Annotated in this window: 20 protein-coding genes; 5 read left to right on the top strand and 15 right to left on the bottom strand. The window is 72.6% G+C overall.

Annotation, left to right across the window (positions count from 1 at the left end; all coding sequences use genetic code 11):
- The first annotated feature begins 194 nt into the window (after positions 1-194).
- Positions 195-854, top strand: coding sequence for a response regulator transcription factor (locus PSD17_RS28040; protein ID WP_013673730.1), 660 nt, complete (start codon positions 195-197; stop codon positions 852-854).
- Positions 855-983: 129 nt separating this feature from the next.
- Here the strand turns inward: PSD17_RS28040 and PSD17_RS28035 are convergent, their stop codons facing one another.
- On the bottom strand, positions 984-1,673 hold the full coding sequence (locus PSD17_RS28035) for a VIT1/CCC1 transporter family protein (protein ID WP_339125282.1): 690 nt from the start codon (positions 1,671-1,673) through the stop codon (positions 984-986).
- 136 nt (positions 1,674-1,809) lie between these two features.
- Between PSD17_RS28035 and PSD17_RS28030 the strand changes: the two genes are divergently transcribed.
- Both PSD17_RS28030 and PSD17_RS28025 read left to right on the top strand, forming a co-directional pair.
- Positions 1,810-2,268 (top strand): winged helix-turn-helix transcriptional regulator, encoded by a 459-nt coding sequence (locus tag PSD17_RS28030; RefSeq protein WP_013673728.1) that lies wholly within the window; start codon positions 1,810-1,812, stop codon positions 2,266-2,268.
- A gap of 95 nt (positions 2,269-2,363) precedes the next feature.
- Complete coding sequence (locus PSD17_RS28025) at positions 2,364-4,391, top strand: NADPH-dependent 2,4-dienoyl-CoA reductase (protein ID WP_339125281.1); 2,028 nt, start codon at positions 2,364-2,366, stop codon at positions 4,389-4,391.
- Positions 4,392-4,490: 99 nt separating this feature from the next.
- Here the strand turns inward: PSD17_RS28025 and PSD17_RS28020 are convergent, their stop codons facing one another.
- The 11 genes from PSD17_RS28020 to PSD17_RS27970 all read right to left on the bottom strand — a co-directional run bounded on the left by PSD17_RS28020 (position 4,491) and on the right by PSD17_RS27970 (position 17,977).
- Entirely contained in the window at positions 4,491-6,368 is a 1,878-nt protein-coding gene (locus tag PSD17_RS28020) for a serine protease (RefSeq protein WP_339125279.1), read from the bottom strand.
- Between the two features lie 253 nt (positions 6,369-6,621).
- Positions 6,622-7,365, bottom strand: coding sequence for a tyrosine-protein phosphatase (locus PSD17_RS28015; RefSeq protein WP_013673725.1), 744 nt, complete (start codon positions 7,363-7,365; stop codon positions 6,622-6,624).
- The gene (locus PSD17_RS28010) at positions 7,362-8,549 is read right to left on the bottom strand and encodes a thiolase family protein (RefSeq protein WP_013673724.1); all 1,188 of its coding nucleotides are present in this window, start codon (positions 8,547-8,549) and stop codon (positions 7,362-7,364) included. The genes PSD17_RS28015 and PSD17_RS28010 overlap by 4 nt, the downstream gene beginning before the upstream one ends.
- On the bottom strand, positions 8,546-10,321 hold the full coding sequence (locus PSD17_RS28005; protein ID WP_013673723.1) for a pyruvate, phosphate dikinase: 1,776 nt from the start codon (positions 10,319-10,321) through the stop codon (positions 8,546-8,548). Before PSD17_RS28005 ends, PSD17_RS28010 begins: the two co-directional genes overlap by 4 nt.
- 17 nt (positions 10,322-10,338) lie before the next feature.
- Positions 10,339-10,941, bottom strand: coding sequence for a hypothetical protein (locus tag PSD17_RS28000; protein WP_013673722.1), 603 nt, complete (start codon positions 10,939-10,941; stop codon positions 10,339-10,341).
- Positions 10,942-10,945: 4 nt separating this feature from the next.
- Positions 10,946-12,421, bottom strand: coding sequence for a class I adenylate-forming enzyme family protein (locus tag PSD17_RS27995; RefSeq protein WP_339125276.1), 1,476 nt, complete (start codon positions 12,419-12,421; stop codon positions 10,946-10,948).
- Positions 12,422-12,507: 86 nt separating this feature from the next.
- Complete coding sequence (locus tag PSD17_RS27990) at positions 12,508-14,058, bottom strand: hypothetical protein (RefSeq protein WP_013673720.1); 1,551 nt, start codon at positions 14,056-14,058, stop codon at positions 12,508-12,510.
- Positions 14,048-14,773 carry a PEP-utilizing enzyme gene (locus tag PSD17_RS27985; RefSeq protein WP_013673719.1) on the bottom strand — a complete coding sequence of 242 codons (726 nt, stop codon included), beginning with the start codon at positions 14,771-14,773 and terminating at the stop codon, positions 14,048-14,050. The genes PSD17_RS27990 and PSD17_RS27985 overlap by 11 nt, the downstream gene beginning before the upstream one ends.
- Before the next feature lie 66 nt (positions 14,774-14,839).
- The gene (locus tag PSD17_RS27980) at positions 14,840-16,315 is read right to left on the bottom strand and encodes a carboxyl transferase (RefSeq protein ID WP_013673718.1); all 1,476 of its coding nucleotides are present in this window, start codon (positions 16,313-16,315) and stop codon (positions 14,840-14,842) included.
- Positions 16,312-17,709 carry an acetyl-CoA carboxylase biotin carboxylase subunit gene (locus PSD17_RS27975; protein ID WP_013673717.1) on the bottom strand — a complete coding sequence of 466 codons (1,398 nt, stop codon included), beginning with the start codon at positions 17,707-17,709 and terminating at the stop codon, positions 16,312-16,314. Before PSD17_RS27975 ends, PSD17_RS27980 begins: the two co-directional genes overlap by 4 nt.
- Before the next feature lies 1 nt (position 17,710).
- Positions 17,711-17,977: an acetyl-CoA carboxylase biotin carboxyl carrier protein gene (locus PSD17_RS27970; protein ID WP_049803333.1), complete on the bottom strand. Its 267-nt coding sequence runs from the start codon at positions 17,975-17,977 to the stop codon at positions 17,711-17,713.
- Between the two features lie 350 nt (positions 17,978-18,327).
- Here PSD17_RS27970 and PSD17_RS27965 point away from each other — a divergent pair, with 350 nt between their 5' ends.
- Together PSD17_RS27965 and PSD17_RS27960 are read left to right on the top strand one after the other, a co-directional pair.
- A complete protein-coding gene (locus PSD17_RS27965; RefSeq protein ID WP_013673715.1) occupies positions 18,328-19,110 on the top strand; it encodes an SDR family NAD(P)-dependent oxidoreductase in 783 nt (260 codons plus the stop codon).
- Between the two features lie 107 nt (positions 19,111-19,217).
- Positions 19,218-19,997, top strand: coding sequence for a FadR/GntR family transcriptional regulator (locus PSD17_RS27960; protein WP_013673714.1), 780 nt, complete (start codon positions 19,218-19,220; stop codon positions 19,995-19,997).
- A 68-nt stretch (positions 19,998-20,065) separates the two neighbouring features.
- Here PSD17_RS27960 and PSD17_RS27955 read toward each other — a convergent pair whose 3' ends face one another.
- Genes PSD17_RS27955 through PSD17_RS27945 form a run of 3 tightly spaced genes read right to left on the bottom strand, consistent with a single transcriptional unit; the run spans position 20,066 to position 24,940 of the window.
- Entirely contained in the window at positions 20,066-22,426 is a 2,361-nt protein-coding gene (locus PSD17_RS27955; RefSeq protein WP_103381961.1) for an FtsX-like permease family protein, read from the bottom strand.
- Between the two features lies 1 nt (position 22,427).
- On the bottom strand, positions 22,428-24,149 hold the full coding sequence (locus tag PSD17_RS27950) for a GAF domain-containing sensor histidine kinase (RefSeq protein ID WP_339125270.1): 1,722 nt from the start codon (positions 24,147-24,149) through the stop codon (positions 22,428-22,430).
- Positions 24,146-24,940 (bottom strand): ABC transporter ATP-binding protein, encoded by a 795-nt coding sequence (locus PSD17_RS27945; RefSeq protein WP_234027765.1) that lies wholly within the window; start codon positions 24,938-24,940, stop codon positions 24,146-24,148. Before PSD17_RS27945 ends, PSD17_RS27950 begins: the two co-directional genes overlap by 4 nt.
- Positions 24,941-24,948: the final 8 nt, after the last annotated feature.

The raw sequence follows: 24,948 nt of genomic DNA, 5'->3' as shown, positions 1-24,948 counted from the left end.
GCCAGATCACCACCGGCCAGGATCCCAACCACCGCAACAGCGGCAATCCCACCCTGACACTGACGTGACCGTAATCGGGGCGCGCCGCGCGGTGATCGTCCACGCGGGTGGTCCCCGCGTGTCGGTGCGCACGCCCGCACAGGGTGTGGCCACCACACCTGTGCGGGGGTGGGTGCGCCCCTAGAGTTGCGGGCGTGACGATCAGTGTTGCTCTTGCCGAGGACAACGCGCTGCTGCGCCACGGACTGGTCAGGCTCATCGACGTCGACGACGACCTGACGCTCGTGGGGTCCGCCGCCGACCTGCCCGCCCTGCGTGCGATCGTCGACGAGCACCGCCCGCAGGTGATCGTCACCGACATCCGGATGCCCCCGACGAACACCGACGAGGGCATCGCGTTCGCCGCCGAGCTGCGCAAGACCAGTCCCGACACCGCGGTGCTGCTGCTGAGCCAGTACGCCGAGGCGAGCTACGCGCTCAAGCTGCTCGCCGAGGGCACCGCCCGGCGCGGGTACCTGCTCAAGGAGCGGGTCGCCGACGGGGCCGAGCTCAACGAGGCGATCCACCGGGTCGCCGAGGGCGGGTCCGTCATCGACCCGACCGTCATCGAGGGCCTCGTCGCCGCGCAGCGCGCCAAGCCCTCCGAGCTCGACGCGCTGACCCCCCGCGAGCTCGAGGTGCTCGGGGAGATGGCGCAGGGCAAGTCCAACGCCTCCATCGCCGCCGCGCTGGTGCTCTCGGAGCGGGCCGTGGAGAAGCACACCAACTCGATCTTCTCCAAGCTCGGCCTCTCCGAGGAGCGCGACCTCAACCGCCGGGTCAGCGCCGTCCTGGTCTACCTGCAGAACTCCTAGGGGGTGCCTGACGGGTCGCCGCCGACGGGATCGGTGATCCGCGCGGTTCGTGGCACGGCGGAGCCGGGCCGGCGTTCGCCTCGTCTCCCCGGTCCCGCCCGTCAGACGCCCCCACGTCGGTCCGTTGGTTCACAGCCCGAACAGCGTGCCGCCCAGCAGGGTGAGCGACATCGTCGCGACCCCGATCGCCACCGTCCGCAGGATCGTGCGCCGTACGCTGGTCCCGCCGAGCGAGGCGACGACGGCCGAGGTCAGGCACAGTGCGAGCACGACCGCGACGAAGGTGACCGCACCGCGCAGCGCCGCGGGCGTCAACAGGATGACCAGCAGCGGCACCGCGGACCCGATCATGAACGCCACCCCGGCGAGCACCGCCGTCGACCAGGGCGTGGCGTCGCCGCCGCCGAGGGCGATCCCGTGCTCGGCGTCGGCGTGCGCGGCCAGCGCGTCGTGGTCGCTCAGCTCGCGTGCGACGGCGCGGGCCAGCTCGGGCGAGAGGCCCTTGGCCTCGTAGAGCCCCGCGAGCTCGGTGAGCTCCTCGTCGGGCAGCAGGTCCAGCTGCCGCCGCTCGGCCTCGAGGGTCGCGAGCCGGGCGTCGCGCTCGTCGGCGGCCTCGGAGAACTTCATCCCGCCGAGCGCGAGGCCCCCGCCGACCATCGCCGCCAGCGAGGCGACCAGGACGGTGCCTGCGCCGAACCCCGCACCGACGAGTCCCTCGACGACGCCGGCCGTCGCGATGATGCCGTCGTTCGCGTCGACGACGTGCGCCCGGACCCGCGCCCGGTCGAGGGGAAACGTGCGCCCGCCACCCACGATCATGCGTCACGCTAACCCGGCGACGGGCGACCACCAGCCGAATCGCTCCGCCACCAGCTGGTTGCGTCACGCAACTCGTAGCTAGGATGGCGGGCGCGACTCCACCGCTCGCGAACGACGGGACCCCCGCGGAACGCCGATGCTGAAGAACGACTACGAGAACCAGAACTGCTCGGTGGCACGGGCGCTGGAGTCGGTGGGCGAACGCTGGAGCCTGCTGATCGTCCGCCAGCTGTTGCGCAGGCCGTACCGGTTCGCCGAGCTGCAGAAGCTCCTCGGCGTCGCCAAGAACATCCTGGCGGCGCGGCTGGACAAGCTCGTCGCGCTCGGCATCGTCGAGAAGCGCCCGCTGGACGACGCCCGCGACTGGAACGAGTACTCCCTCACGCGCAAGGGCTACGACCTCACGCCGGTGATCACCGCGCTGATGGCCTGGGGCGACAAGTACGAGGCCCCCAACGGCCCACCGACGATCTTCATCCACGAGTGCGGCCACGACGCCGGACACAAGGTGGTGTGCCAGCACTGTGGCGAGCCGCCGCGGCGCGGACGTCTGGTCGCCGGTCCCGGAGCCGACGAGCGCACGCCCCTGTCCTGAGCGGTGCCGGTACCGCGGCGGGCCCGACCTTTGACTCTCATGGTTTCACTATGAAACTCTGGCCGCGACGTGCCGCCCACCGAGGAGAGGTGCCCGTGCCGGACGACGAGGCCTACCCGCATCTGTTCACGCCCCTCGACCTGGGGTTCACGACGCTGCCGAACCGCGTCGTGATGGGGTCGATGCACACCGGCCTGGAGGACGACCCGGCCGCCGCGCCCCGGCTCGCCGCGTACTTCGCCGAACGCGCCCGCGCGGGGGTGGCCCTGATGGTCACCGGCGGCTACGCGCCCCACGCCAACGGGGTGCTGACCGAGGGCGGGTCGCTCCTCGACGACGCCTCGCAACTGCCCGCGCACCGCATCGTCACCGACGCCGTCCACGAGGCCGGCGGCCGGATCGCCCTGCAGGTGCTGCACGCCGGCCGCTACTCCAAGCAGCCCGACCTCGTCGCGCCCTCGGCGATCCGCGCCCGGATCAACCGCTTCGTGCCCCGCCCGCTCGACGAGGAGGGCATCCGGGAGCTGATCGACTCCTACGCCCGCTGCGCCGCGCTGGCCCGCGAGGGCGGCTACGACGGCATCGAGATCATGGGCTCCGAGGGCTACCTGATCAACACGTTCCTCGCGCCCGCCACCAACACCCGCTCCGACGACTGGGGCGGCAGCCCGGAGAACCGCCGCCGGTTCGCGCTGGAGGTGATGCGGGCCTCGCGCGCCGCGGTGGGCGACGACTTCGTCATCATCTTCCGGCTCTCGATGGCCGACCTCGTGCCCGACGGCCAGACGTGGGACGAGATCGTCACCCTCGCCCGCGGCATCGAGGACGCGGGCGCCACGCTGCTCAACACCGGGATCGGCTGGCACGAGGCCCAGATCCCGACGATCGCGACGTCGGTACCGCGGGCGGCGTTCACGAACGTCACCGCGTCGCTGCGCCCGCACGTCGGCATCCCGGTGATCACCTCGAACCGCATCAACATGCCCGCCGTCGCCGAGCGGGTGCTGGCCGCCGGGCACGCCGACCTCGTCTCGATGGCCCGGCCGTTCCTGGCCGATCCCGAGTGGATCCGCAAGGCGAGGGCGGGCACCCCCGACGACATCAACACCTGCATCGGCTGCAACCAGGCCTGCCTCGACCACATCTTCGCCGACAAGCCCATGGGCTGCCTGGTCAACCCGCGCGCCGGGCACGAGACCGAGCTGGTCGTGCTGCCCGCCCCGACCGCCAAGCGCGTCGCCGTCGTCGGCGCGGGCCCGGCCGGCCTGTCCGCGGCGGTCACCGCGGCCGAGCGGGGCCACCACGTCGAGCTCTTCGAGTCGGCGGACGCGATCGGCGGCCAGTTCGCGATCGCGAGCCGCATCCCGGGCAAGGAGGAGTTCTCCGAGACGATCCGCTACTACCGCCGGCGGCTCGCGCAGCTGGGCGTGACGGTCCACCTCGGCACCCGCGCCGACGTGCGGCGGATCGTGCAGGGCGGGTTCCACGAGGTCGTGCTGGCCACCGGCGTCGAACCCCGGATCCCCGACATCCCCGGCATCGACCACCCGATGGTCGTCAGCTACGCCGAGGCGGTGCTGGGCTCCCCCGTCGGCAAGCGGGTCGCGGTGATCGGCGCGGGCGGCATCGGCGTCGACGTCAGCGAGTTCCTCACCCACGTCGGTTCCCCGAGCCTGGACGTCGAGACCTGGCGACGCGAGTGGGGCGTCGCCGAGCCGGGCGAGGTCCGCGGGTCGCTGCGCCCGCCGGCACCGGAGCCCTCGCCGCGGCGGGTCTACCTGCTGCAGCGCTCGCCGGGACGGATCGGCACCCGCCTCGGCCTGACGACGGGCTGGGTGCACCGGGCGGCCCTCGCGGCCAAGGGCGTCGAGCAGCTGTCCGGGGTGACCTACCGGCGAATCGACGACGACGGCGTCCACATCACCGACGCCGACGGGGCCCCACGGGTCCTCGAGGTCGACTCCGTCGTGGTGTGCGCGGGCCAGGAACCGGTGCGCGAGCTGCTCGACCAGCTGCGCGACACGGGCCTCGCGGTCCACGTGATCGGCGGCGCGGACGTCGCCGCCGAGCTCGACGCGAAGCGCGCCATCGACCAGGGCACCCGGCTGGCCGCCGCGCTCTGACGGCCACCCGCCCCGCTCGGACGTCACGGCGACGGAGACCCCGAGGGCCGGCCGGAAGTCCGGCCGACCCTCGGGGTCGGGTCGAGCGGGGCCTGCGGGTCAGCCGCGGGGCCTGCCGCAGGTGGTGCAGGCCGCGGCGTCGGGCGCCAGCGTCGTGCCGCAGGTGACACAGGAGACCGGGGCCGGGACGTCGACCACCGCGGTGGCCGCCGAGGACGCGTCGACGGGCGCCGGGACGACGGGCGCCGGGGCGGACGCGACCGCGGACGCCGGGCGGTAGACCGTGCCGTCCTGCTGCCAACCCTGCGCCTGCGGGACCACCGGGATGCCCGCGGCCGGGCTGACCGGGGTCGCGACGGGCGCCGCGGGCGGCGGGCCGTCGGGACGGGCCGCCGGGCCGTGCTGCGGGAACCCGTTGCCGCCGGTACCGATCCGGCCGGAGTCCGCGCCGTTCGGCCCGACCTGCTGCTGCCCGAACTGCGGCTGCCCGAACTGCGGCTCACCGAACTGCTGGAAGGGCTGGGCGGGCTGCTGCCCGTACTGCTGGGCGAACTGCTGGCCGTAGTGCTGCGCGGGCTGCTGCCGGCCGTACTGCTGCGCGGGGGACTGCTGGGCGGGGGACTGCTGGGCGGGGGACTGCTGGGCGAACGGCTGGGCGAACTGCTGCGCGCCGTAGCCGGCGGGCGGGACCGGCCCACCCGCGCCGACCGGGGTCGCCGAACCACCGTTGCGGCGCTTGCGCGACACCAGGACCACCGCGAGCACGCCGCCGATCACGACGACGGCCCCGCCGCCGATGAGCGACCACATCAGGACCGGGGACATGCCCTCGGGCGCGGGCGGCGCGACGGGCGTGTCACCGAAGCGGTCCCGGGCCTTGGCCGCCAGCGTCTTGAACTGGGTGGCCTGCGCGTACTGCGGGTGGACCTGCAGGAGCTTGTCGAAACCGGCGATGGCGTCGGTGTAGTGGCCCGCGTAGTAGGCGTCGAGGGCGGTCCGGAAGGCCTTGTCGTCGGCCCCCAGCTCGTTACGGACACCGTTGCGCGACAACAGCTCCGACAGCCCCTGCGACGGCGCGATGAAGTTGAACGCCTGCGACTCGGCGGCCGGCTTGAAGCTGTTCACGCCGACGACCCGGCCGTCGAGCGCGATCGTCGGGCCGCCGCTCATCCCCGGCGAGAGGGCGGCGCTGGTCTCGTAGACCGGGACCGTGCCGAGGGTCTTCTTCGAGCTGACCTGACCGTCCTTGTTCGACGGCTCCAGGCTGGGGTCGGTGACGGCGTCGGCGCTGGCCGGGTAGCCGATCGAGAGGACCGGGGTGCCGATCTGGACGTCGGCGTCGGTGGCGAGCTCGACCGTCGGCAGGTCGGTGGTCTCGATCTTCAGCAGGGCGACGTCGCCCTGGTCGATCGGCCGGAAGTCGACGACGCGGGCAGGCAGGGCGTTGACCGCGGCGCCGGCACCGCTGGTGGCCCCGGAGATCACGGCGACCTGGGCGTCGATCGGCGACCCCTTGGCGGTGCCCTCGACGGTCCAGTTGGCCATGCCGAACTCGTAGACGGTCGCGAGGTCCAGGCTCGGGATCGCCGCGACGACCTGCTGGGAGGCGGCCATGACGAAGTCGGACTTCACGCCGTTCGGGCTGGTGGTGTCGACGCAGTGCCCCGCCGTCGCGACGTAGCCGTTCGGGTTGACGCCGAAGCCGGTGCAGGTCGCGGTGAGCTGGAAAGGCTGGCCGTTGTTGAAGAAGGTGCCGGTCTCGTCGGCGACGTAGCCGGTGAACGTGCTGCTCAGGTACGTGATGGCCGGACGGACCTGGGAGGCGGCCTTCTCGGTGGGGGTGGCCTGCTGGGGTGAGCCGGCCGCGGGTGGGGGTGGCGCCGGGGTCTCGGCCAGCGCAGGACCGGCGCCGAGCAGCGCCGCCGCGAGCACGGCGGCGCCGACCGCCGCGACACGGGAGAGGGTGCGAGAAGCCATGATCGGGGTCCTTCCTCGGCCGAGTGACGCCTCGCGCGGCGCTCGGGGTCTGTCGTCCTGACACCGGGAACGATGCCGTCCGGCGGGGCTCCGACCGAGGTGGTCTCCAGGCCAACCGCGGGTGTGCCGAACCGCACGCCCTGGTGTGGCTGGCTACACCACGGGACGTCCGCCCGGCCTGTGGTCCGCCGCGACGTCGACGAGCGCGAGGGCGACCCGACGGAGGTTCCTCATGGAACCGGGTCGGCGTGGCTCATCGCGGTTGCTGCTCGACGAGGCGCCGGCGGAGCAGCGCGATCGACTCCTCCGGGATCTCCTTTGCACGGGCCCAGCCGGCGGCGGTTCCGTAGCGCCGTTGCAGTTCGTCGAGGAGCCCGACGATCGTGTGCTCCTCGCAGTCGTAGATCTCGGCACTCAGCCGGGCCATGTTGGCGGCGTAGCGTGGCCATCCGCGCAGGCGGGTCCTGATCGCCTCCATGTTCCTACGCGTGACGAGGAAGTCGGCGGTGGTGTCCTCGACGGTGACGCCGCACAAGAGCTCGACGAGCAGGATCGTCATCCCAGTGCGGTCCTTGCCTGCGGCGCAGTGCACCAGTGTCGGGTGACGCACCGTGTGGGCGACGGCCTCGACGGCGACCGGCAGGTTCTGGTCGTGCTCGAGGTGGTCGATGTACGAGTCGAGCAGCACCCGCCCGGGTGGGCCCTTGGGCCCGTCGACGTCGACGAGGGGGATGTTGAGGTAGCCCACCGGCAGGTTCGCGAGCGGTCCGCGGCCCTGCTGGACGGCCTCCGGGCCGGTGCGCAGGTCGATCAGATAGCGCAGACCCAGCTTGTCGACCAGCACCTCGGCCTCGGCCTCGGTGATGTCCTGCACGCTGTCCGAGCGGAACAACACCCCTGAGCGCAGCGTCCGGCCGTCGACGGTCCGCAGCCCGCCGACGTCGCGGAAGTTCGTGAACGTCGGCAGATCGGTTCGGAACGGGTCGGCGTTCGTCACGGTGCCTCCAGGAGGGTCGCGTTGGCCATGCCACCGCTCTCGCACATGGTCATCACCGCCCGGCGCACCCCGGGACGCGCAAGGTTGTCGACGACGGCGGCCAGCAACCGGCCGCCGGACGCGCCGACGGGATGGCCGTAGGCGATCGCACCGCCGTCGACGTTGACCCGGTCGAGCTCGACACCCAGCTCCTGGGCCCAGGCCAACACGACGCTCGCGAAGGCCTCGTTGACCTCGTAGAGGTCGATGTCGCCGGTATCGAGGTGGTGGCGGTCGAGGAGCTTGCGTGTCGCCGGAACGACCCCCGTGAGCATGATCAGCGGATCGTCCCCGACCACGGCGTAGCCGGTGACGACCGCCAGCGGGGTGAGCCCCAGCCCGGCAGCCGTCTCCTCGGCCATCACCAGCGTCGCGGCGGCGCCATCGGTGAGTGGGGAGGCGTTGCCCGCCGTGATGCGCCAGCCGATCTCGGGAAACCGCGCGGCCATGGTGTCGTCGCGGAACGACGGGCGTAGCGACGCGAGGGCCTCGGCTGTGGTGGTCGGCCGAATCCCCTCGTCGCGGCTCACCTCACGCCCGTCCGAACGCTGCACGGAGACGATGCGGGCCGCCGTCCGGCCCTCCTGGGCGGCCCGGGTGGCGAGCCGGTGTGACCGCAGTGCAAACGCGTCGAGCTCGTCGCGCTCGATCTTCCAGCGCGCCGCGATCAACTCGGCGGAGATGCCTTGGCCGACGAGTGTGTCACCGAAACGGGCCCGGAACCGGGGCCCCTGGTCGTCGCGTCCCATCCGGTTGGTGCGCATCGGGACGGTGCTCATCATCTCGACGCCGCAGGCGACCGCGATGTCGTAGGCGCCTGCGGCCACGCCCTGCGCGGCGAAGTGGAGGGCCTGCTGGAACGACCCGCACTTGCGGTCGATCGACACCCCGGGCACCTCGACGGGCAGGCCGGCCGCGAGCAGCGCGTGGCGGGCGATGTTGCCCGACTGCTCGGCGACGGGGAGTGTGCAGCCGGCGATGACGTCGTCGATCCTGGCGGGGTCCACGCCGGTCCGCTGCAGCAGTGCCTGCAGGACATGGGCCAGCAGGTCGACAGGATGCTCGCCGGCGAGCGCCCCGCCGCTGCGTCCCTTCCCGAACGGGCTGCGGACGACCTCGACCACGACCGGTCGGCGCCCACTCATGCGCTCCTCCGCAGTCGCGCAGCGGTCTGCGAGCCCTGCTCGGCGCGCCGGTGCGCGGCAGCGGCGAGCAGGACGGGCAGCGGCTCTGCGGCGACGATCCGCCGCACGCCGGCGCGGATCGCCGCGCCGACCCCGTCCGCGGTCTCGACCACGCTGCCGCGCACCGCCACCGCGCCCGTCCCGGCGTCGGCGACCGCGGCCGCCACCTCTCCCGCCTCGACGACCCCGAGCTCGTCGAGGTCGAGGACCTCGGCGCTCGTGTCGGTGACGACCTCGATCCCGGCCTGTTCGGCAACCCACGACTGGAGCCTGCGAAGGCGGTCGTCACCGTCGGCGTCGATCCGGCGCAGCGGCAGGAGCCCGTCGAAGACCGTGCCGGTCCCGCCGTCGATCGTGACGTCGCGGCCGGTGAGCCGTTCGACCGTCCCGGCGCCGCAGCCGACCACGGCGGGGCGGCCCAGACCCCGGCAGACCACCGCGGCGTGGCTCGTCGAGCCGCCGGTCTCCGTGCACACCGCCGTCGCAGCGATCATCGCGTGCACGTCCTCGGGGCTGGTGGTGCGCGCGACGAACACCACCGGTTCGCCGTCGGCGGCCCGGCGGACCACCTCGTCGGCGTCGGCGAGCGCGGTCCCGACCCCGACGCCGGGGGACGCGGGCTCCCCCGTGGCGAGGACGGCGGCGCCCGCCCGGTCGGTCGGGTCGAGGCGGGGCTCCAGCAGTCGGCGCACCTGTTCCGCGCTGACCCGGGCGACCGCGTCGGCCGGGGTGATCAACCCCTCGTCGGCCAGGTCGACGGCCAGCCGCACCGCGGCCTGCGGGCTGCGCTTGGCGTCGCGGGTCTGCAGCAGGTAGAGCCGTCCGCGTTCGACGGTGAACTCGATGTCCTGCACGTCTGCGTGGGCGGTCTCGAGCAGGCGGGCGGCCGCGAGAAGCTCGTCGTGCACCGCTGGGTGCCGCTCGGCGAGCTGGGCGAGGGGGAGCGGGTCGTGCGCCCCGGACACCACGTCCTCGCCCTGGCCGCCCGGCAGGTACTCGCCGTACGGCTGCGGATCCCCGGTCAGCGGGTTGCGGCTGAACAGCACGCCGGTGCCGGAGCCGTGGCCCATGTTCCCGAACACCATGGCCTGCACGGTCACGGCGGTGCCGAGGTCGTCGGGGATCCCGCTGTGACGTCGGTAGGCCGTGGCGCGCCGTGAGTGCCACGAGCCCAGGACCGCGCACACCGCCTCGCGCAGCTGCTCCCACGGGTCCTCGGGTACTGATCGGCCGAGCTGGGCCGCCACCTGCCGGCGGAGCTCCTGCGCGGGCAGCGACTCGTCGTCGAGGTCGGCCTTCAGCACGACGGCGGCGAACCCGGCGACGAACCGGCGGTGGGTGTCGGCGGCGTACTCGGCGCTGCCCGCCTCTGCGGCGAGCGCCTGCTCGACGCGCTCGTCGAAGCCCAGGTTGAGGACGGTGTCCATCATCCCTGGCATGCTGATCGGGGCACCGGAGCGCACGGAGACGAGCAGCGGCCGCTCGGCGCCCCCGAACCGACGCCCGGTCTCGGCCTCGAGGTGGGCTATCCCGGTGCGCAGCGCCTCCTCGACCGGCTCGGACAGCTCACCACCGGCCGCGTGGTACTCCCGGCACACCCGGGTGGGCAGGACGAACGCCGGTGGACCGGGCAGGCCCAGCCGGCGCATCTGCGCGAGGCTCCAGGCCTTTCCGCCGATCTCGTCGCGGCCGGGTACCTCGCTGCCGTCCAGCAGCACACACCACGAACTCATCTCACTCCTGCCCGATCTCATTCCTGCCGGGTGCGGCCGAGGATCCGCAGCAGGTCCTCGTGCAGCTCGTGCCACACCGTGTGGTAGCTGTCGACGCGCACGCCGCTGACGTAGTCGTGCTCGCCGCCGAGTGCCCGGTCGTAGGCAGCGGCGAGGCGGTCGGCATAGACCTTGAGCCGAGGTACCGCGCCCGCAAGCACGGCCAGGATCGGCTCGGTGCGCTCGTGCAGGTCCCCGAGCTCGTCGAGGACGGCGTTGTCGTAGGCGGGGTCGCTGTGGTCGTTGGGCACGGTCGACCCTGCCTGGGGCACCGACTGCCAGCGCGTGAGCAGCGCGAGCAGCTTGCGGTTGATCACCTCGAAGCGATCGGCAGCGGAGGTGACGGTGGTGTCCTCGCGGACCTGCGCGTAGGCCTGCGGGTAGGCGGCGTCGAGACGCGCCCGCCCCGCCGGGGTCGGCATGAAGGTCCCACGGGCACCGGCCACGTCACCGGTGGCGAGCGCGTCGTCGAGCGCGGCTCGGACCTCTGGTTCGTCGAGTCCCAGCACGGCGGCGATCTGCTCGGCGGTGCCCGCCTTCTTCACCACGAGGCCGTGCAGGACCAGCTCGGTCGTCTGCATGAGATCAGTCCTTCCCGTCGGATCCGGCGGGCGAGAGTTGGTCACGGACCGCCCGACGCAGGATCTTGCCTGCCGAGCTCTTCGGCAGGTCGTCGCTGAAGATCACCGAACGGGGTCGCTTGTAGCCGGCGAGGCGCTCCCGGGCCCAGCCGAGCAGGGTGTCGGCGGTGATCGGCTCGCGGGTGGCGACCACGGCGTGCACCACCTCGCCCCACCTCTCGTCGGGGAGGCCGATCACGGCGGCCTCGCGGACCGCGGGGTGGCCCAACAGGCAGTCCTCGACCTCACGGGGGTAGACGTTGAACCCGCCGCTGATGATCACGTCGTTCTTGCGGTCGAGCAGGTAGAGGAAGCCGTCGTCGTCGAACGTCCCGACGTCGCCGGTGTGCAGCCAGCCGTGGCGCAGCGTGTGCGCCGTCTCCTCCGGACGGTTCCAGTACCCGCTCATCAGGATCTGGCCGCGGACGACGACCTCCCCGCTGGTGCCGACCGGGACCTCACGGTCGTCCTCGTCGACGACGCGCACCTCGACCATGCTGTACGGCCGCCCCGCCGAGCCGACGCGGTCGTGCTCGTCGGGCCGCAGCAAGGTGATCGTCATCGGGGCCTCTGACTGGCCGTAGGTCTGCGCGAGCACCTTTCCGAACACCTGCTCGGCACGCTCGACCGTCGTCGGGGCGATCGGTGAGGCGCCGTAGCAGAGGTGGCGAAGTCGTGGGGTCCGCACCTCGGTGACCCCTGGGTGGTCGAGCACCATCGCGAGCATCGTCGGGACCAGGAAGGTCGCCGTCGGCCGGCTGCGCTGCAACTCCTCGAGGTACTCCCCCGGCGTGAACGAGGGGAGGACGACGTTGTGCGCTCCGCGGATCAGGTGCGGCAGGAAGAAGGAGCCGCTGGCGTGGGTGACCGGCGCCGCGTGCAGCATCACGTCGCCGGGGCCGATGTCAGGTACGAGGTCGAGCAGGTAGTTCGTGACCTCGGCGTGCTCGGAGCGCATGGACAGCGTGACGGCCTTGGGGCGGCCGGTGGTGCCGCCGGTGTAGCCGAGCCGGTAGGGCGACTCCGCGGCGCGGGGCACGTCGCATGGGCCGTCGGGACCGTCCGCGATCATCGCCGCGAGGTCGTCGAGACCGATGTTCAGCTCGGCCGCGGCGGAGGTCGACCGGTCGCTGATCAGCGCGCGGCTGCCGGAGTCGGCGATGCGGTACTCGTGGTCCTCCACGGTGTCGCGCACGTTCATCGACACTCGTACCAGTCCCGACTTGGCCAGCGCGTAGTAGGCGACGAGCCCGTCGATGCCGTTGGGCAGGAGCACCGCGACCCGGTCGCCTTCTCGCAGGCCCCGGGCCATCAGCGCGTTGCCCAGCCGGTCGGTGGCCTCGTCGAACTCCGTGAAGCTCATCGACCGGTCCCCGCAGGTGATTGCGGGCGCGTCCCCGAACCGGGCCGCCGCACGCCTGATCAGATCACCGATCTCCACTGCAGAACTCCTCGATCACGTGTGAGGCCCGCGGCGGCGTTGCCGCCGCCGCGGGCGGTCCTGCGTCCTGGCGTCCTGATGGCCGGTCAGGCCCGCAGGACTTCGATGTCGGCGCCGCTGAGCCCGGCGCCCTTGCCGGCGAGCAGCCGGGAACGCCGCTGGGTGTGCCGGTAGAGCTCCTCGGCGCGTTCGTCGCCGGGGTGGTCCTTGATCCAGCGGTCGTCGAGGAACCGGTAGGGCTCCTGCGCCGGGAGCGGCCTGAGCGCCGCGGCGCGCCGGTTGGCGTCGTCGAGCGTGAGCCGGCCCTCCGTGGTCGTCCAGGTGGAGCTCTTCGCCGGCAGCGAGGTGCTGCCGCTTCGGATCGGGCCGACACCGCGGGTGAACTCGTCGTCGGCGAGCACCGAGTACGGAATCGTCGACCACATGTCCCCGGGGGCACCGGAGTGCTTGCTCATCGTGTAGTCGTTGCCCTGCTGGGAGGTCAGCGAGATGTAGCCGACGAGCTCGGCGATCAGGTCACGGCCGTACTCGTCGTTCATCAGCGGCTTGAACCGCTGCGCCCGGTCCTCGACCAGCATCCAGTCGGACTGGTCGTAGATCCCGGCGATGTGGAACAGGTCCTTCGGAACGGCGTAGTAGACCAGCAGCCCCGAGTCGACCAGCTGCTCGCGTGTCCATCCCGCCATGACGTTCCACAGGTCCGACGTCGCCTTGGCCAGGACCTCTCGCTCGTGCTCGAGGAAGTCCGCGAGGGTGGCGGGGTTGTCCATCGCCACCGGCACGTAGCCGTCGGAGAGGTAGTCGGAGGTGTAGAGCCCGATCGCGGTGACGTTGTCGTGGCTGTAGGACGGCGTCGCCTCGAAGCTCGCCCAGTCGTCGACGATGGAGAAGTGGGTGTCCTTGAGGATCACCGGCATCGTGTAGTTGTTGAACGCGACCTCGGCGGCCACCCCGTCCAGCCACGGGTAGTCGCCCTCGGCCAGGTCCACGACGTCGCGCACCAGCATCTCGCCGGACTCGCCGATCTTGTACGGGCCGCTGTTGTTGATCCCCAACCGGCACTCGCAGTGCGACAGGAAGGCGTACTGCGACAGCTGGGCGAGGAACCGCCCGGCCGCGGTGTGCAGCCGGTCGCCCGGCTTCACCCCGAACGCGTCGGCGTGGAACACCTGGACCACCCGCTCCGGCAGGACCTGGGCGCGGTGCCCGGCGTCGCTGGGCAGGATGTGGGCGTGGTGGCGGTGGTAGGAGAGGTTGAGCCGCTTGGTGAAGTCCAGGACGTAGGCGACGTCGTCGAGGGCGTCCGTGGGCCTGAGCATGCCCATGTCGATGAGGATCTGCCGCCCGCCGAGGTAGAACTGCGGGATGATCCCGTTCTGGATGATCCCGGAGGCGGAGGACACCTCGCGCGCACGGTCGCCGAGTTCCTCGGCGGTCATGGTCTGCTCCAGCGTGCGGAACAGTGACGGGTACCGGTACCACGCGTTGAGGTAGGACATCGCGATGTACGGGTTGACCGGGAAGAGCTTCGACTCCTGCACCGTCCGGGCCGTGCACTGCCAGTGGAAGGCGTCGCTGTTCTTGCGGATCCAGGCGTTGAGGTCGAGCAGTTCCGCATAGGTGTGGTCACTCGGCATCGGAGGTTCCCTCCAGCTTGACGATGCGGGCCCGCGCGCTCGGGTCGTTCTCGGTCGCGTAGACGTCGACGGGCGGCTTGGTGTACTCGACCTTGATCCGGTCGCCGTCGTGCAGCCCGTCGAGCCGGGCGTCCATCAGGCACGGCACGCCGTACTCGCGGGTGAGGATCCCCAGGTGCGAGCGGACGGTGCCGCCCATGCACACCACGCCGGTGAAGCTCTGCAGGATCGGCGCGGTCAACGTCCCGCCGGAGTCGTCGATGATCGCGATGGTGTCGTCGGGGACCCCGTTGGTGAGCATGTCCAGCACGACGTCCACCGTGCTGACCAGACGGGCCGTGCCGACCACGTCCGCGGGGACACGGAACACGTTGGCGCCCGTGCCGACGATGCGGTTGCCGTCCTCGTCGGTCTGCGCGGTGCCGGTGTCCTGGATTCCGGAAGGGGCCCGGTACTTCTCCGGTGCCTCCTCCAGCGAGATCTGCGCCGACATCTCGAACCGGTAGCCGGTGTCGAGGAACTCCTGCTCCACCGCGGTGAAGTCGTCGACGGTGAGCTCCAGGTCGGGGTCGGCCACCGCCTCCTCCCAGCTCTTGCCCGAGGCGGCGAGCCGCTCGGCGACCCGGGCCCGGATCCGGGAGTGGAACGCCTCCACGGTCGGCGTCATGGCCTTCTTCGCCCATTTCTCGGTCAGGGCGTGCGCGTCACTGCTCATGGCCCTCCTCTTCAGGCATCGTTGACATGTGGGAGACGGGTGCGGGTGCCGCGGGCCGGCGCGCCCTCAGTCGGTGCGGCTGCGCCGCAGGGTGAGGTCGAGGTCGCCGCGACGGACCCTGACGTACGTGGGCCGGCGCATGGTCAGCGCCGTCTCGATCAGCTGCCGGGACGCGACCGCGTCGCGGAAGACGTAGGTCGGCGAGACCTTTCCCGCCGCCCGCGTCGCCTCGAAGTCCTCCCGCGGCACGAGGTAGCGGCACAGCAGCTCCTCGTCGCTCATGCGGGCGTCGCCGAACTGGATCCGCAGCTCCTTCAGCGACGGCTGCGGGGGCTCCCAGGCCAGGTACTCCTTCGCCCGCGGGGACGACAGGACCCGGTCCCGCACGTCGGGGTCGATCGGTGCGGGTGGGGTACCGAGGTGCCCCAGCGTGTAGATGATCACTTCGTCCGGCACCATCGAGTACCGGTCGCCGGTGACGATGTTCAGTACCGCCTGGATGCCCATGAGCTGCGAGAACGGAGTGGCGGAGATCGGGTGTCCCAGCTCCTCCCGGACCCGGACGACCTCCTCGAGCACCTCGGTCAGCCGGTCCTCCATCCCGTACTGGGCGAGCTGGGCCTTCAGGGTGCCGGTCATGCCGCCCGGGAGCTGATGGTGGTAGGCGAACGTGGAGAACTCGTTCGGGGTGCCCGTCGCCCAACCCTCCTGCGCCGCCACCCGGGCGAAGTGCAGGGCCACCGGGTCCAGCCGGGCGGTGTCGAGGCCGTGGTCGTGGCCGAGCCAGCGGAGGTTCTCGACCATGGCCTCGGTCGACGGCAACGACGGGCCGTTCGCGAGGGGTCGGGAGGCCGTGTGCAGGATGCGGACGCCGCTGCGCAGCCCCGTCAGATAGTTCAGCGGGGCGACCCCGACGGTGTTGTGGCAATGCAGCTCGACGGGTACGTCACCGGCGGCGTCGACGAGCGCCGGAATCAGCGTCGCGCCCCGTTCCGGCGCGAGGATGCCCGGAGCGTCCTCGACGTAGATCGCCGAGACGATGCCCCATGACACCATCTCCCGGACGCGGGCCGCGAACCACTCGTCGGTGTGCACCGGGCTGATCCCGAACATGATCGCCGGGACGACCTCGGCGCCCGCGTCGTGGACCGTCTGGCACAACCGCCGCATCTGGTCCATGTTGTACAGACAGTCGTAAATCCAGAACGACTGGATGCCGTGGCGCGTCAGTGTCCGGATCCACAGGTCCATCAGCGAGTCCGGCGTCAGCCCGAACTTCGCGATGCAGTTGCTGCGGCTTCCGGCGCGCAGCTGCGCGTTCGGCAGCCATGTGCGCCAGAGGTCGAGACCCTCCCACGGGTCCTCGCGCGAGTAGCGCATCATGCACTCGAACATCGAGCTTCCGGTCACGTCGACGGTCCGGAACCCCGTGCGGTCGATGTCCTCGGCGACGGCGGCGGCCATACCGGCACGGATCCGCATGCCCCACAGGCTCTGCTGCCCGTCGCGCAGCGTCTGGTCGACGAACTCGACGTGCGTCATGGGGTGGCGGCCCTTTCCGCTCGCGCGGTGCGAGCTCGGTCGGCGGTCCAGAGGGGGAGGAACGACTCCTCGACCCAGCGGGTGGTGATGCGGTGGCCCCGGACGTCGGGATGGCGAACCAACTCCCGATGCAGGGGCAGCGTGGTGTCCACCCCGGCGACGTCGAACGCGTCGAGCGCGCGCGCCGCGAGGTCCAGGGCCTCGTCGCGGGTGTCGCCCCGGCAGATGAGCTTGCCGAGCAACGAGTCGTAGTGCGGCGGGACGCGGTAGCCGGCGAAGCAGTGGCTGTCCACGCGGACGTCCGTCCCGACGGGGGGCCGCCACACGCGCAGCTCGCCCGGCGACGGGACGAAGCCGCGATCCGGGGACTCGGCGTTGATCCGGAACTCGATCGCGTGCCCCGAGACCCGGACGTCGCCCTGGGCGAAGGACAGTGGCTTCCCGGCAGCGATGCGCAGCTGCTCGCGGACGATGTCGACACCGGTCACCATCTCGGTCACCGGGTGCTCGACCTGGACACGAGTGTTGACCTCCAGGAAGGAGAAGGTGTCTCGGTCGACGTCGACGAGGAACTCGACGGTGCCGGCGCCGACGTAGTCAAGCGCCGAGATCAGCGCGACCGCCGCCTCCCCGATCCGGCGACGCAGCTCCTCGGGTACCGCACTCGCCGGGGCCTCCTCCACCAGCTTCTGATACCGCCGTTGGTAGGAGCAGTCCCGGTCGCCGAGGTGCACCGTGGTGCCGAGCGCGTCGGCGAGCACCTGCACCTCGACGTGGCGGGCGTGCTCGACGTAGTGCTCGATGTAGAGCCGCCCGTCGCCGAACGCGCTCTGCGCCTCGGCCCGGGCCCGTACGACGGCGTCGGCGAGCTGGGCGGGGGCGTCGACCCGACGCATGCCGCGGCCGCCGCCACCTGCCGCTGCCTTGAGCAGGACGGGGTAGCCGACCCGGGCGGCGAGGTCCGCGGCCTCCTCGACGGTGTCGATCGCGTCCGAGCCCGCTCCCAGCGGGATGTCGAGGCCACGGGCCAACTCGCGGGCGGCGATCTTGTCCCCGCCGCGGCGGATGGACTCCGCGCTCGGGCCCACGAAGGTGATGCCGTGCCGGGCGCACTGCTCGACGAGCTCGGGTTGCTCGGACAGGAATCCGTAGCCGGGATGGACGGCGTCGCAGCCGGTGAGCAGGGCCGCCGAGATCACCGCGCCGACGTCGAGGTAGCTCGCGGTCGCACTCGCCGGTCCGATCTGCACGACCTCGTCGGCCACACGGGCGGGCAGGCTGTCGAGGTCGGCCTCGGAGGCGGCCAGCACGCTGGTCACGCCCTCGTCGAAGCACGCCCGCACGACCCGCATGGCGATCTCGCCCCGGTTGGCGACGAGCACTCGCTGCACCACGTCAGCTCCCGTCCGCCCGGATGCGGAACAGCGGAGTTCCCGTGTCGACCTGCTCGCCGTTCTCCGCACAGATCTCGACGACGGTCCCGGCGACCGGAGCCGGGAGCGTGTTCATCAGCTTCATGACCTCGACGATGCACAGCGCGGTGCCCTCTTCCACGTGCCCGCCGATGTCGGTGAACGGCGGCGCCCCGGGGCTCGGGGCCCGCCAGAAGAGCCCCGGCGAGGGGGCGACGACGGTGGTGGCGTCCTCGGCGGTGGCTGTCATCGGAGCAGACGGGGCGACGTCGGTAGTCCTCGCGGGGGTCTCTTCGGGCGCAGTGACATGGGATGTCGCCTGAACCTTTGAATCCGCCCCTCGCGCGACGAGGTGGACCTCGACGTCGTCGGCGACCAGGTGAATCTCGTCCCAATCTCCCTGTTCAAAGGCATCTAGGACGCGCTTTAGGCCATCCTGACCGACCGGCATCCGGCAACCCTCCATACGACGTGAGGAACAACGGCCGTGACTGTAGACACAGCAGACATCCCATGTCTAGGTTTGTCTCTCGTCACAGGCTGGCCCACCGGACATGTCCGAGGACCCGCCACCGTCCAGACCACACCTCAGGAGTCAAGGTGAGCAGACTGCAAGGCAAAGTCGCCGTGGTCACCGGCGCCAGCTCGGGCATCGGCCGGGCCGTCACCGAACGGTTCCTCACCGAGGGAGCACAGGTCGTCGCGGTCGGCCGCAGCGTCGACAAGCTCGAGAACCTGGCCAAGGAGCTCGATGCGGGGGCGGCCCTCGCCACGCACTCGTCCGACCTCTCCGACGACGGCCAGGCCGGCGCGGCGATCCGGGCCGCCACCGAGAAGTTCGGCGGGCTCGACATCCTGGTCAACAACGCCGGCGTCGGATACTCCTACCGCGACGTACGCCCGGGCAGCATGGACACCCTCGGCGACGCCACCGTCGAGGACTGGGACCACGTCATGAACATCAACCTGGGCTCGGTGGTCAACTGCTCGCGGCACGCCATCCCCGCGATGCTGCAACGCGGCGGCGGGTCGATCGTGAACGTGGCGAGCATCCTCGGGTTCGTCGGCAACCGCGACGCCCACGCCTACACCACCGCCAAGGGCGCGATCGTCAACCTCACCCGGTCGCTCTCGACCGCATACGCTCGCCACAACATCCGGGCCAACACGGTCGCCCCCGGCTACATCGAGACGCCGATGGTCGCCGAGTTCGTCGACTACCTCAACAGCGAGGAGTACCGCTACCAGTGGAACCCCAGCGGCCGGATGGGGAATCCCGAGGAGATCGCCAACGGCGTGCTCTTCCTCGCCTCCGATGAGGCGTCCTACTGCAACGGATCCGTGCTCACAATCGACGGCGGCGTCCTCGCCGCTGCACCCTGACCGGCCGGCCCGCCGGGGCACACCGCCCTGGCGGGTCCGCTCGAAAAGTGGGGACAGGCCACCCGACCTGGTAATACTGGATCCTCCACGCCGAGTGAAGGGCTGTCGTGTCTGCCGCCGACCGTGCCATCCAGAAGATCCGCGACCTGATCGTCGAGGGCCAGCTCGGCCCCGGCTACCGGCTGCCTGCGGAGTCCGAACTGGCTGCGAAGCTGCAGGTCTCCCGCAACGCCCTGCGGGAGGCGGTCCGTGCCCTGTGCGAGGCACGTGTGCTGGAGATCCGCCGCGGCGACGGGACCTTCGTCTCCAACCTCCAGCCCGAGACCCTGCTCGGTGGTCTGGGCTTCGCGCTCGACCTCATGCACGACGGCACCCTCCTCGAGATCTTCGAGGTCCGCAGGCTCCTGGAACCGGCGGCGACGGGCCTCGCCGCGCAACGGGCCACCGACGAGGACATCACGATCCTCACCAAGAGCCTCCACCGCCTCAACGACGCCCGTGACGACGAAGAGCTCATCGCCTTCGACCTGGAGTTCCACCGCCAGGTCGTATCCATCACCGGGAACGCCACCCTCTGCACGCTGATGGATGCAATAGGAAAGCGGGCGATCAACGCGCGAGTCGCCCGCGGCGTCATCCAGCAGGGCACCAAGAACTTCACCTTCGAACAGCACAGCCGCATCGTCGAAGCGATCATCGCCCGGGACCCGTTCCTGGCCAGCGCAGCGTCCACGGTCCACGTGAGCGCGTCCGAGTCCTGGCTGCGGCATGCGCTCGACCCGGCGCGGACGAAGGACGGGCCGGCCGACGTCTTCACGCAGCAGCGCCTCCACGCCATGCAGCAGTCCGCCGACCGCCCCGACGGACCGGACGACGGCCGCAGCTGACTCTCGAGCCCGCACCCCCGCGGGCGCGAGCGGAGCGGCTCGCGCGCCGGGTTTCCCCGGGCTGCGGCTCAGCCGCCCGCGAGCGCGACGGCGGGCGGGGTCCGCGCGGCGCGCGTCGCCGGGGCGAGCGAGAGCAGCAGGGCCCCCGCCAGCACCGCGGGGACCACGACGAGCAGCAGCCGCCACGGCACCGCGAGGTCGCCCGCGACGCCCGTCGCGGTGGCCAGCTGCCACCACAGCACGCGCGCGGCGCCGAGCCCGAGCGGGACGCCGACGACGAGCGCCGGCACGACGGTCGCCGCGGCCATCACCGCCAGCGTCGAGCGCACCTGGCCGGGGGTCGCCCCGAGGACCGACAGCACCGCGACCTCGCGGGCGTGCCGGCGGCCCGCGGTGAGCAGCGCGTGCACCATCCCCGCGCCGGCGACGACGGCCAGCACGAGCGCGAGGATCTCCGGCAGCGTGACGAGGTCGCCGAGGTTGCGTACCGCGTCGGGCACCTGGCGCGGGAAGACCTCCAGGTTCTGCGCCAGCTCCGCGTAGAGCGCGTCGGCGGCGCCGGGCGCGGCGACGACCGCCGCGTCGAACAGCGGCTGGCCGGGCACGAGCTCGCGCATCACGGTCGGCGCGACGAGCAGGCCGTCGCCGACGGCCCCGTTGTTCTGCGAGGTGAGGACGGCGACCCCGACGATCCGCAGCGTCGAGGTGCCGCCGTGGACCCGGCGGATGTCGAGCGTGTCCCCGACGTTGACGCCCAGGGTCGACGCGGCGCGCGGACCGACGGCGACCTCGTCGTGCCCGACGGGTAGCCGTCCTCCCGCGAGAGCGACCGGCAGGCTGCCCTTGCGCACCTCGCGACTCGTCGTCTCGATCGGCGTCCCGTCGGCGAGGGTGGCCGTTCCGCTGGCGCCGACGTCGAGCGCGGCGACCCGCGGATCGGCCACCAGCCGGCCGACGTCGGCCTCGCGGGCGTCGACGATCGTCATGTCCGCGCCCTGCCCGTACCGCGCCGGGGTGTCGACGAGCCGCTCCAGGCTCGCGCCCAGCGCGACGGCCGCGACGACCCCCGCGATGGCGAGCGAGGCGGCGACGGCCGTCGTGCCCGCGGGCAGCCCCCGCCTGCCCACGCGACCGTGCAGCGCGAGCCGAGTGCCCAGGAGCGCGGCGGGCCAGCGGCGCAGCAGCCGCGTGCCGCCCGGGCGGGGCCGGGTGACGGTCGGCTGCTGGGCCCGGCCGGCGACCGCGGCCGTGACGGCCACCGTCATCAGGAACACGACGCCGATGCCCAGCCCGCCGATGATCACCAGCTCCCACTGGGGGCGGAACCCCGGCGCGGGCTCGAACCTGGCCTGGCTGCCGAGCGGCTCCAGCCAGCCCGCGGCGAGGATGACGGCCCCACCGACGATCCCGGCGACCACGCCCGCCCCCGCCGCGGCGAGCACCCGGGCGGCCGTGCGTTCCACGACGTCCATGCCCAGCGCCGACTCGACGCGCTGCGTGGCGCGCCGCGCGGAGTGGTGGCGCAACAGGCTCTGCCCGAGTACCTGCAGCCCGCCGAGGCCGAGCACGATCACGAACACCACCAGCCCACCGACGAGCACCTGCTCGGCCGCCCGCACCGCCGGGTCGACGGCCGCCCCCGGCAGCTCGACGCTGTGCGGGACGTACTGGGCCACCACCGACGGCGAGATCTGGTCGACGACGGCGGCGGTCCGCGCGAACGCGGCCCCGAAGCGTTGCGCCGCATCGGGTTCGGGCGCGAACCGGGCGTAGATGGCGTACCCGACGATGTCGGGCAGGAACTTCGCCGCGAACGCGGGGCCCGCCTGCACGGCCGCGAGCGCCCCGCCCCACGTCGGCATCCGACCGATGCCGACGACCGTCACCTGCGTGGTCGGGCCCGCGGGCGGGCCGAAGCCGACGTCGAACATCGAGACCTGCTGCAGGGTCAGCATCCGCAGGGTGATCCGCGAGCCCACACCGAGCCCGCTGTCGGCGGCGATGGACTCGCTGAGCAGGACCTCGTCGGGCGCCTCACGGGCGGGCATCCGCCCGGCGACGACGACGGGCCGCACCAGGTCGTCGTGCTGGGTCGTCGGCGCCCCGATCGAGACGAAGCGCAGCGCCGGACCGTCGATCTGGGCGATCCACGCCTGGTCGGTACGGACCTCGGCGACGCCGGGCAGCGACGGCACGGCCGCGGCCAGCTGTGGCTGGTCGGCGGCGACGAGCACCCGGGCGTCGTCGAGGGCGACGGCCTCGACCAGCCGCGGGTAGGCCGTCGCGGTCCGCTCGGCCAGCGCGATCGCCCCGGTGGCGATGCCGCCGACCAACCCGAACACCAGTGCCATGAGCAGCAGCGCCCGCCAGCCGGTGCGCAGCTCGGCGCGTGCGACGGCGCGGACGGCGCCGAACCCACCGCCGCCCACGTCAGCCTCCGGGGGGCGGCACGGACCCGACGGCGGCCCGACGCTGCTCGCGCACGTCGGTCGGCAGCGTGACGGGGCCGGTCACCGTCGTGACGGGCAGCGGCGCGCCGCTCAGCGGGACCCGGCCGCTGACGGTCGTCCCCCGGCCGGGGGCGGAGCTCAGCTCCAGCGTCCCGCCGATCGCACCGAGCCGGTCGGCCATGTTCTGCATGCCCGCGCCCGCGGCCATGTTGTCGACGTCGCAGCCCGGACCGGTGTCGGTCACGGCGAACCGCAGCTCGGCGTCGGGCCCGTCCGGGTCCTCCTCCAGCGTGACGACGACCGACGACTCCGGCGCGTGCTTCGCCGCGTTCTGCAGGGCCTCCAGGCAGCAGAAGTAGACGGCGGCCTCGAGCTGCTCGGAGTGCCGGGACAGCCCGGCGGCCTGCACCGACACGTCGAGCGGGTTGCGCTTGGCCGCGGCGCGCAGCGCCTCGCCCAGCCCGGAGTCGCGCAGCAGCGGCGGGTAGATGCCGTGCGCGAGGTCGCGCAGCGCCTGGATCGACTCCCGGACACCGCGGTCGAGCTCGTCGAGCATCTCGAGGTTCGGGTCGACGGTCCCCTCGGGCCGGGCCGCGGACTGCGACAGCCCGTCGCGCACCAGCCGCAGCCCGACGGCGAGCGCGACGAGGTGCTGCTGGGCGCCGTCGTGCAGGTCGCGTTCGATGCGCCGGCGCTCGGCGTCGGCGGTGCGGACGAGCCGGCCGCGGGAGGCCTGCAGGTCGGCGTTGCTGCGCCGCAGGTCGGCCAGCGTGGCCTGCAACGCCTCGTCGAGGTCGCGGTTGCGCAGCACGATCGCGAGCCTGCGGGCCACCTCGGCCAGTGCCCGCTCGTCGACGGTGGTGAAGCGGTCGGCGTCGGCGGGCCGTTCGACGACGACGAGCGCCAGCACCCGGCCGCCGTGCACGGCGGGCGCGAGCCGCAGCTGGGGCTGCCCGCCGGCCTCGTCCTGTTCGGCAACCAGCCGCGGCAGCCACAGCCGCAGCCACCCCGGCCCGGCGACGCCCGCGCGTTCGAGCGTGGCCAGCTCGGCGGCGTCGAGCGGCGCGGGCGGCGGGGACTCCTCGTACGGCTCGGGGACGACGAGCGTGCGGTGCAGCCCGGGTTCGTCGGGCACCAACGTCCAGATCTGTACCGACGACAACCGCCAGTCACGGCGCATGGTCTCGGCGAGCCGGCGCAGCAGGTCGTCGACCGGGGTGCCGCGGCCCGCGCGCTCGGCGAACTCGGCGAGCAGCTCGTCGGGCGACCGCCGGGTGCCCAGCAACGACATCCGCGCCGAGCGGCCGGCCCGCCTGCCGAGCGGCCCCGCGAGCGTCGCGACGAGCAGCATGCCGAGCATCGCGGCGTCGACCAGGTCGTGCTGGGCCGGCGAGGGGAAACGGCCGAGCACGAGCAGGGTGAGGATCAGCCCGGCATCGACGGCGACGGCGAGCCCCGCGAAGTCCGACGCGGCGACCAGCACGGTGGTGCTCGCCCGGCGCACCCGGCCGCTGAACCCCGCCACGACGGCCACGACGAGCGGGGCGACGGCGATCAGCGCCGACACCCACAGTGGCGGACCGCCGCCGAGCAGTCCGACGCAGACGGCCACCGACGCGACACCGACCGCGACGATCAGACCCGACAGCAGCAGCGACCGGCGGGCCCGCCGCCCCGGCGCCGCCGACGCCGGCCGGATCACCTCTGCTCCCCGGTGGTCGCGATCTCCCCGAGCAGCACGCCGTCGCGCATCCGCACGATGCGCTGCGCGCCCGCGGCCACGTCGGCGCTGTGGGTGACCATGAGGATCGTCTGGCCGACGCGGTGCATGCGGGTGAACAGGTCGAGCACCTCGGCCGCGCCGTCGGAGTCCAGCGCACCGGTCGGCTCGTCGGCCAGCAGCAGTGTCGGCCGGTTGGCCAGGGCCCGCGCGATCGCGACCCGCTGCCGCTGCCCGCCGGACAGGTTCGCCGGGCTCTCCCCCGCCTTCTCCAGCAGGCCCAGCGTGTCGAGCAGGTCGCGGGCCCGTTCGGTCGCCTCGGCGGGTTTCGCGCCCGCGACGAGCGCGGCCAGCGCGACGTTCTCCAGCGCGGACATGTGGTCGATCAGGTGGAAGAACTGGAACACCAGCCCGACGTGGCGGCGGCGCAGCCGGGCGAGCCGCGTCGCGGACAGCTCCTCGGTGCGGATGCCGGCGATGCTCACCGAGCCCTCGTCGGCGCGGTCGAGGCCGGCGAGCAGGTGCAGCAACGTCGACTTCCCGCTGCCGGACGGGCCCATCAGTGCGACGAACTCGCCGCGCCCGACGGTCAGGTCCACCCCGCGCAGCGCGCGCACCGGGGCCGTCTCGGCCTCGTAGGTCTTGCGCAGCCCGCGGACCACCAGCTCCGGCGGCGCCGGGTCGGGGGTCGCCGCGGCGGCGACGGACTCGTCGGGCACGGGCGCTTCGACCTCGCGCGTCGTCGCGTCGTACATCGCGTTCACCGGTCCCACCGACAGTC

It is taken from the genome of Pseudonocardia sp. D17 (assembly GCF_036984265.1).
GTDB classification, from domain to species: Bacteria; Actinomycetota; Actinomycetes; order Mycobacteriales; family Pseudonocardiaceae; genus Pseudonocardia; species Pseudonocardia benzenivorans.
Note: the sequence above shows the minus strand (reverse complement) of the source record. Positions and strands in the feature narration are given on the sequence as shown.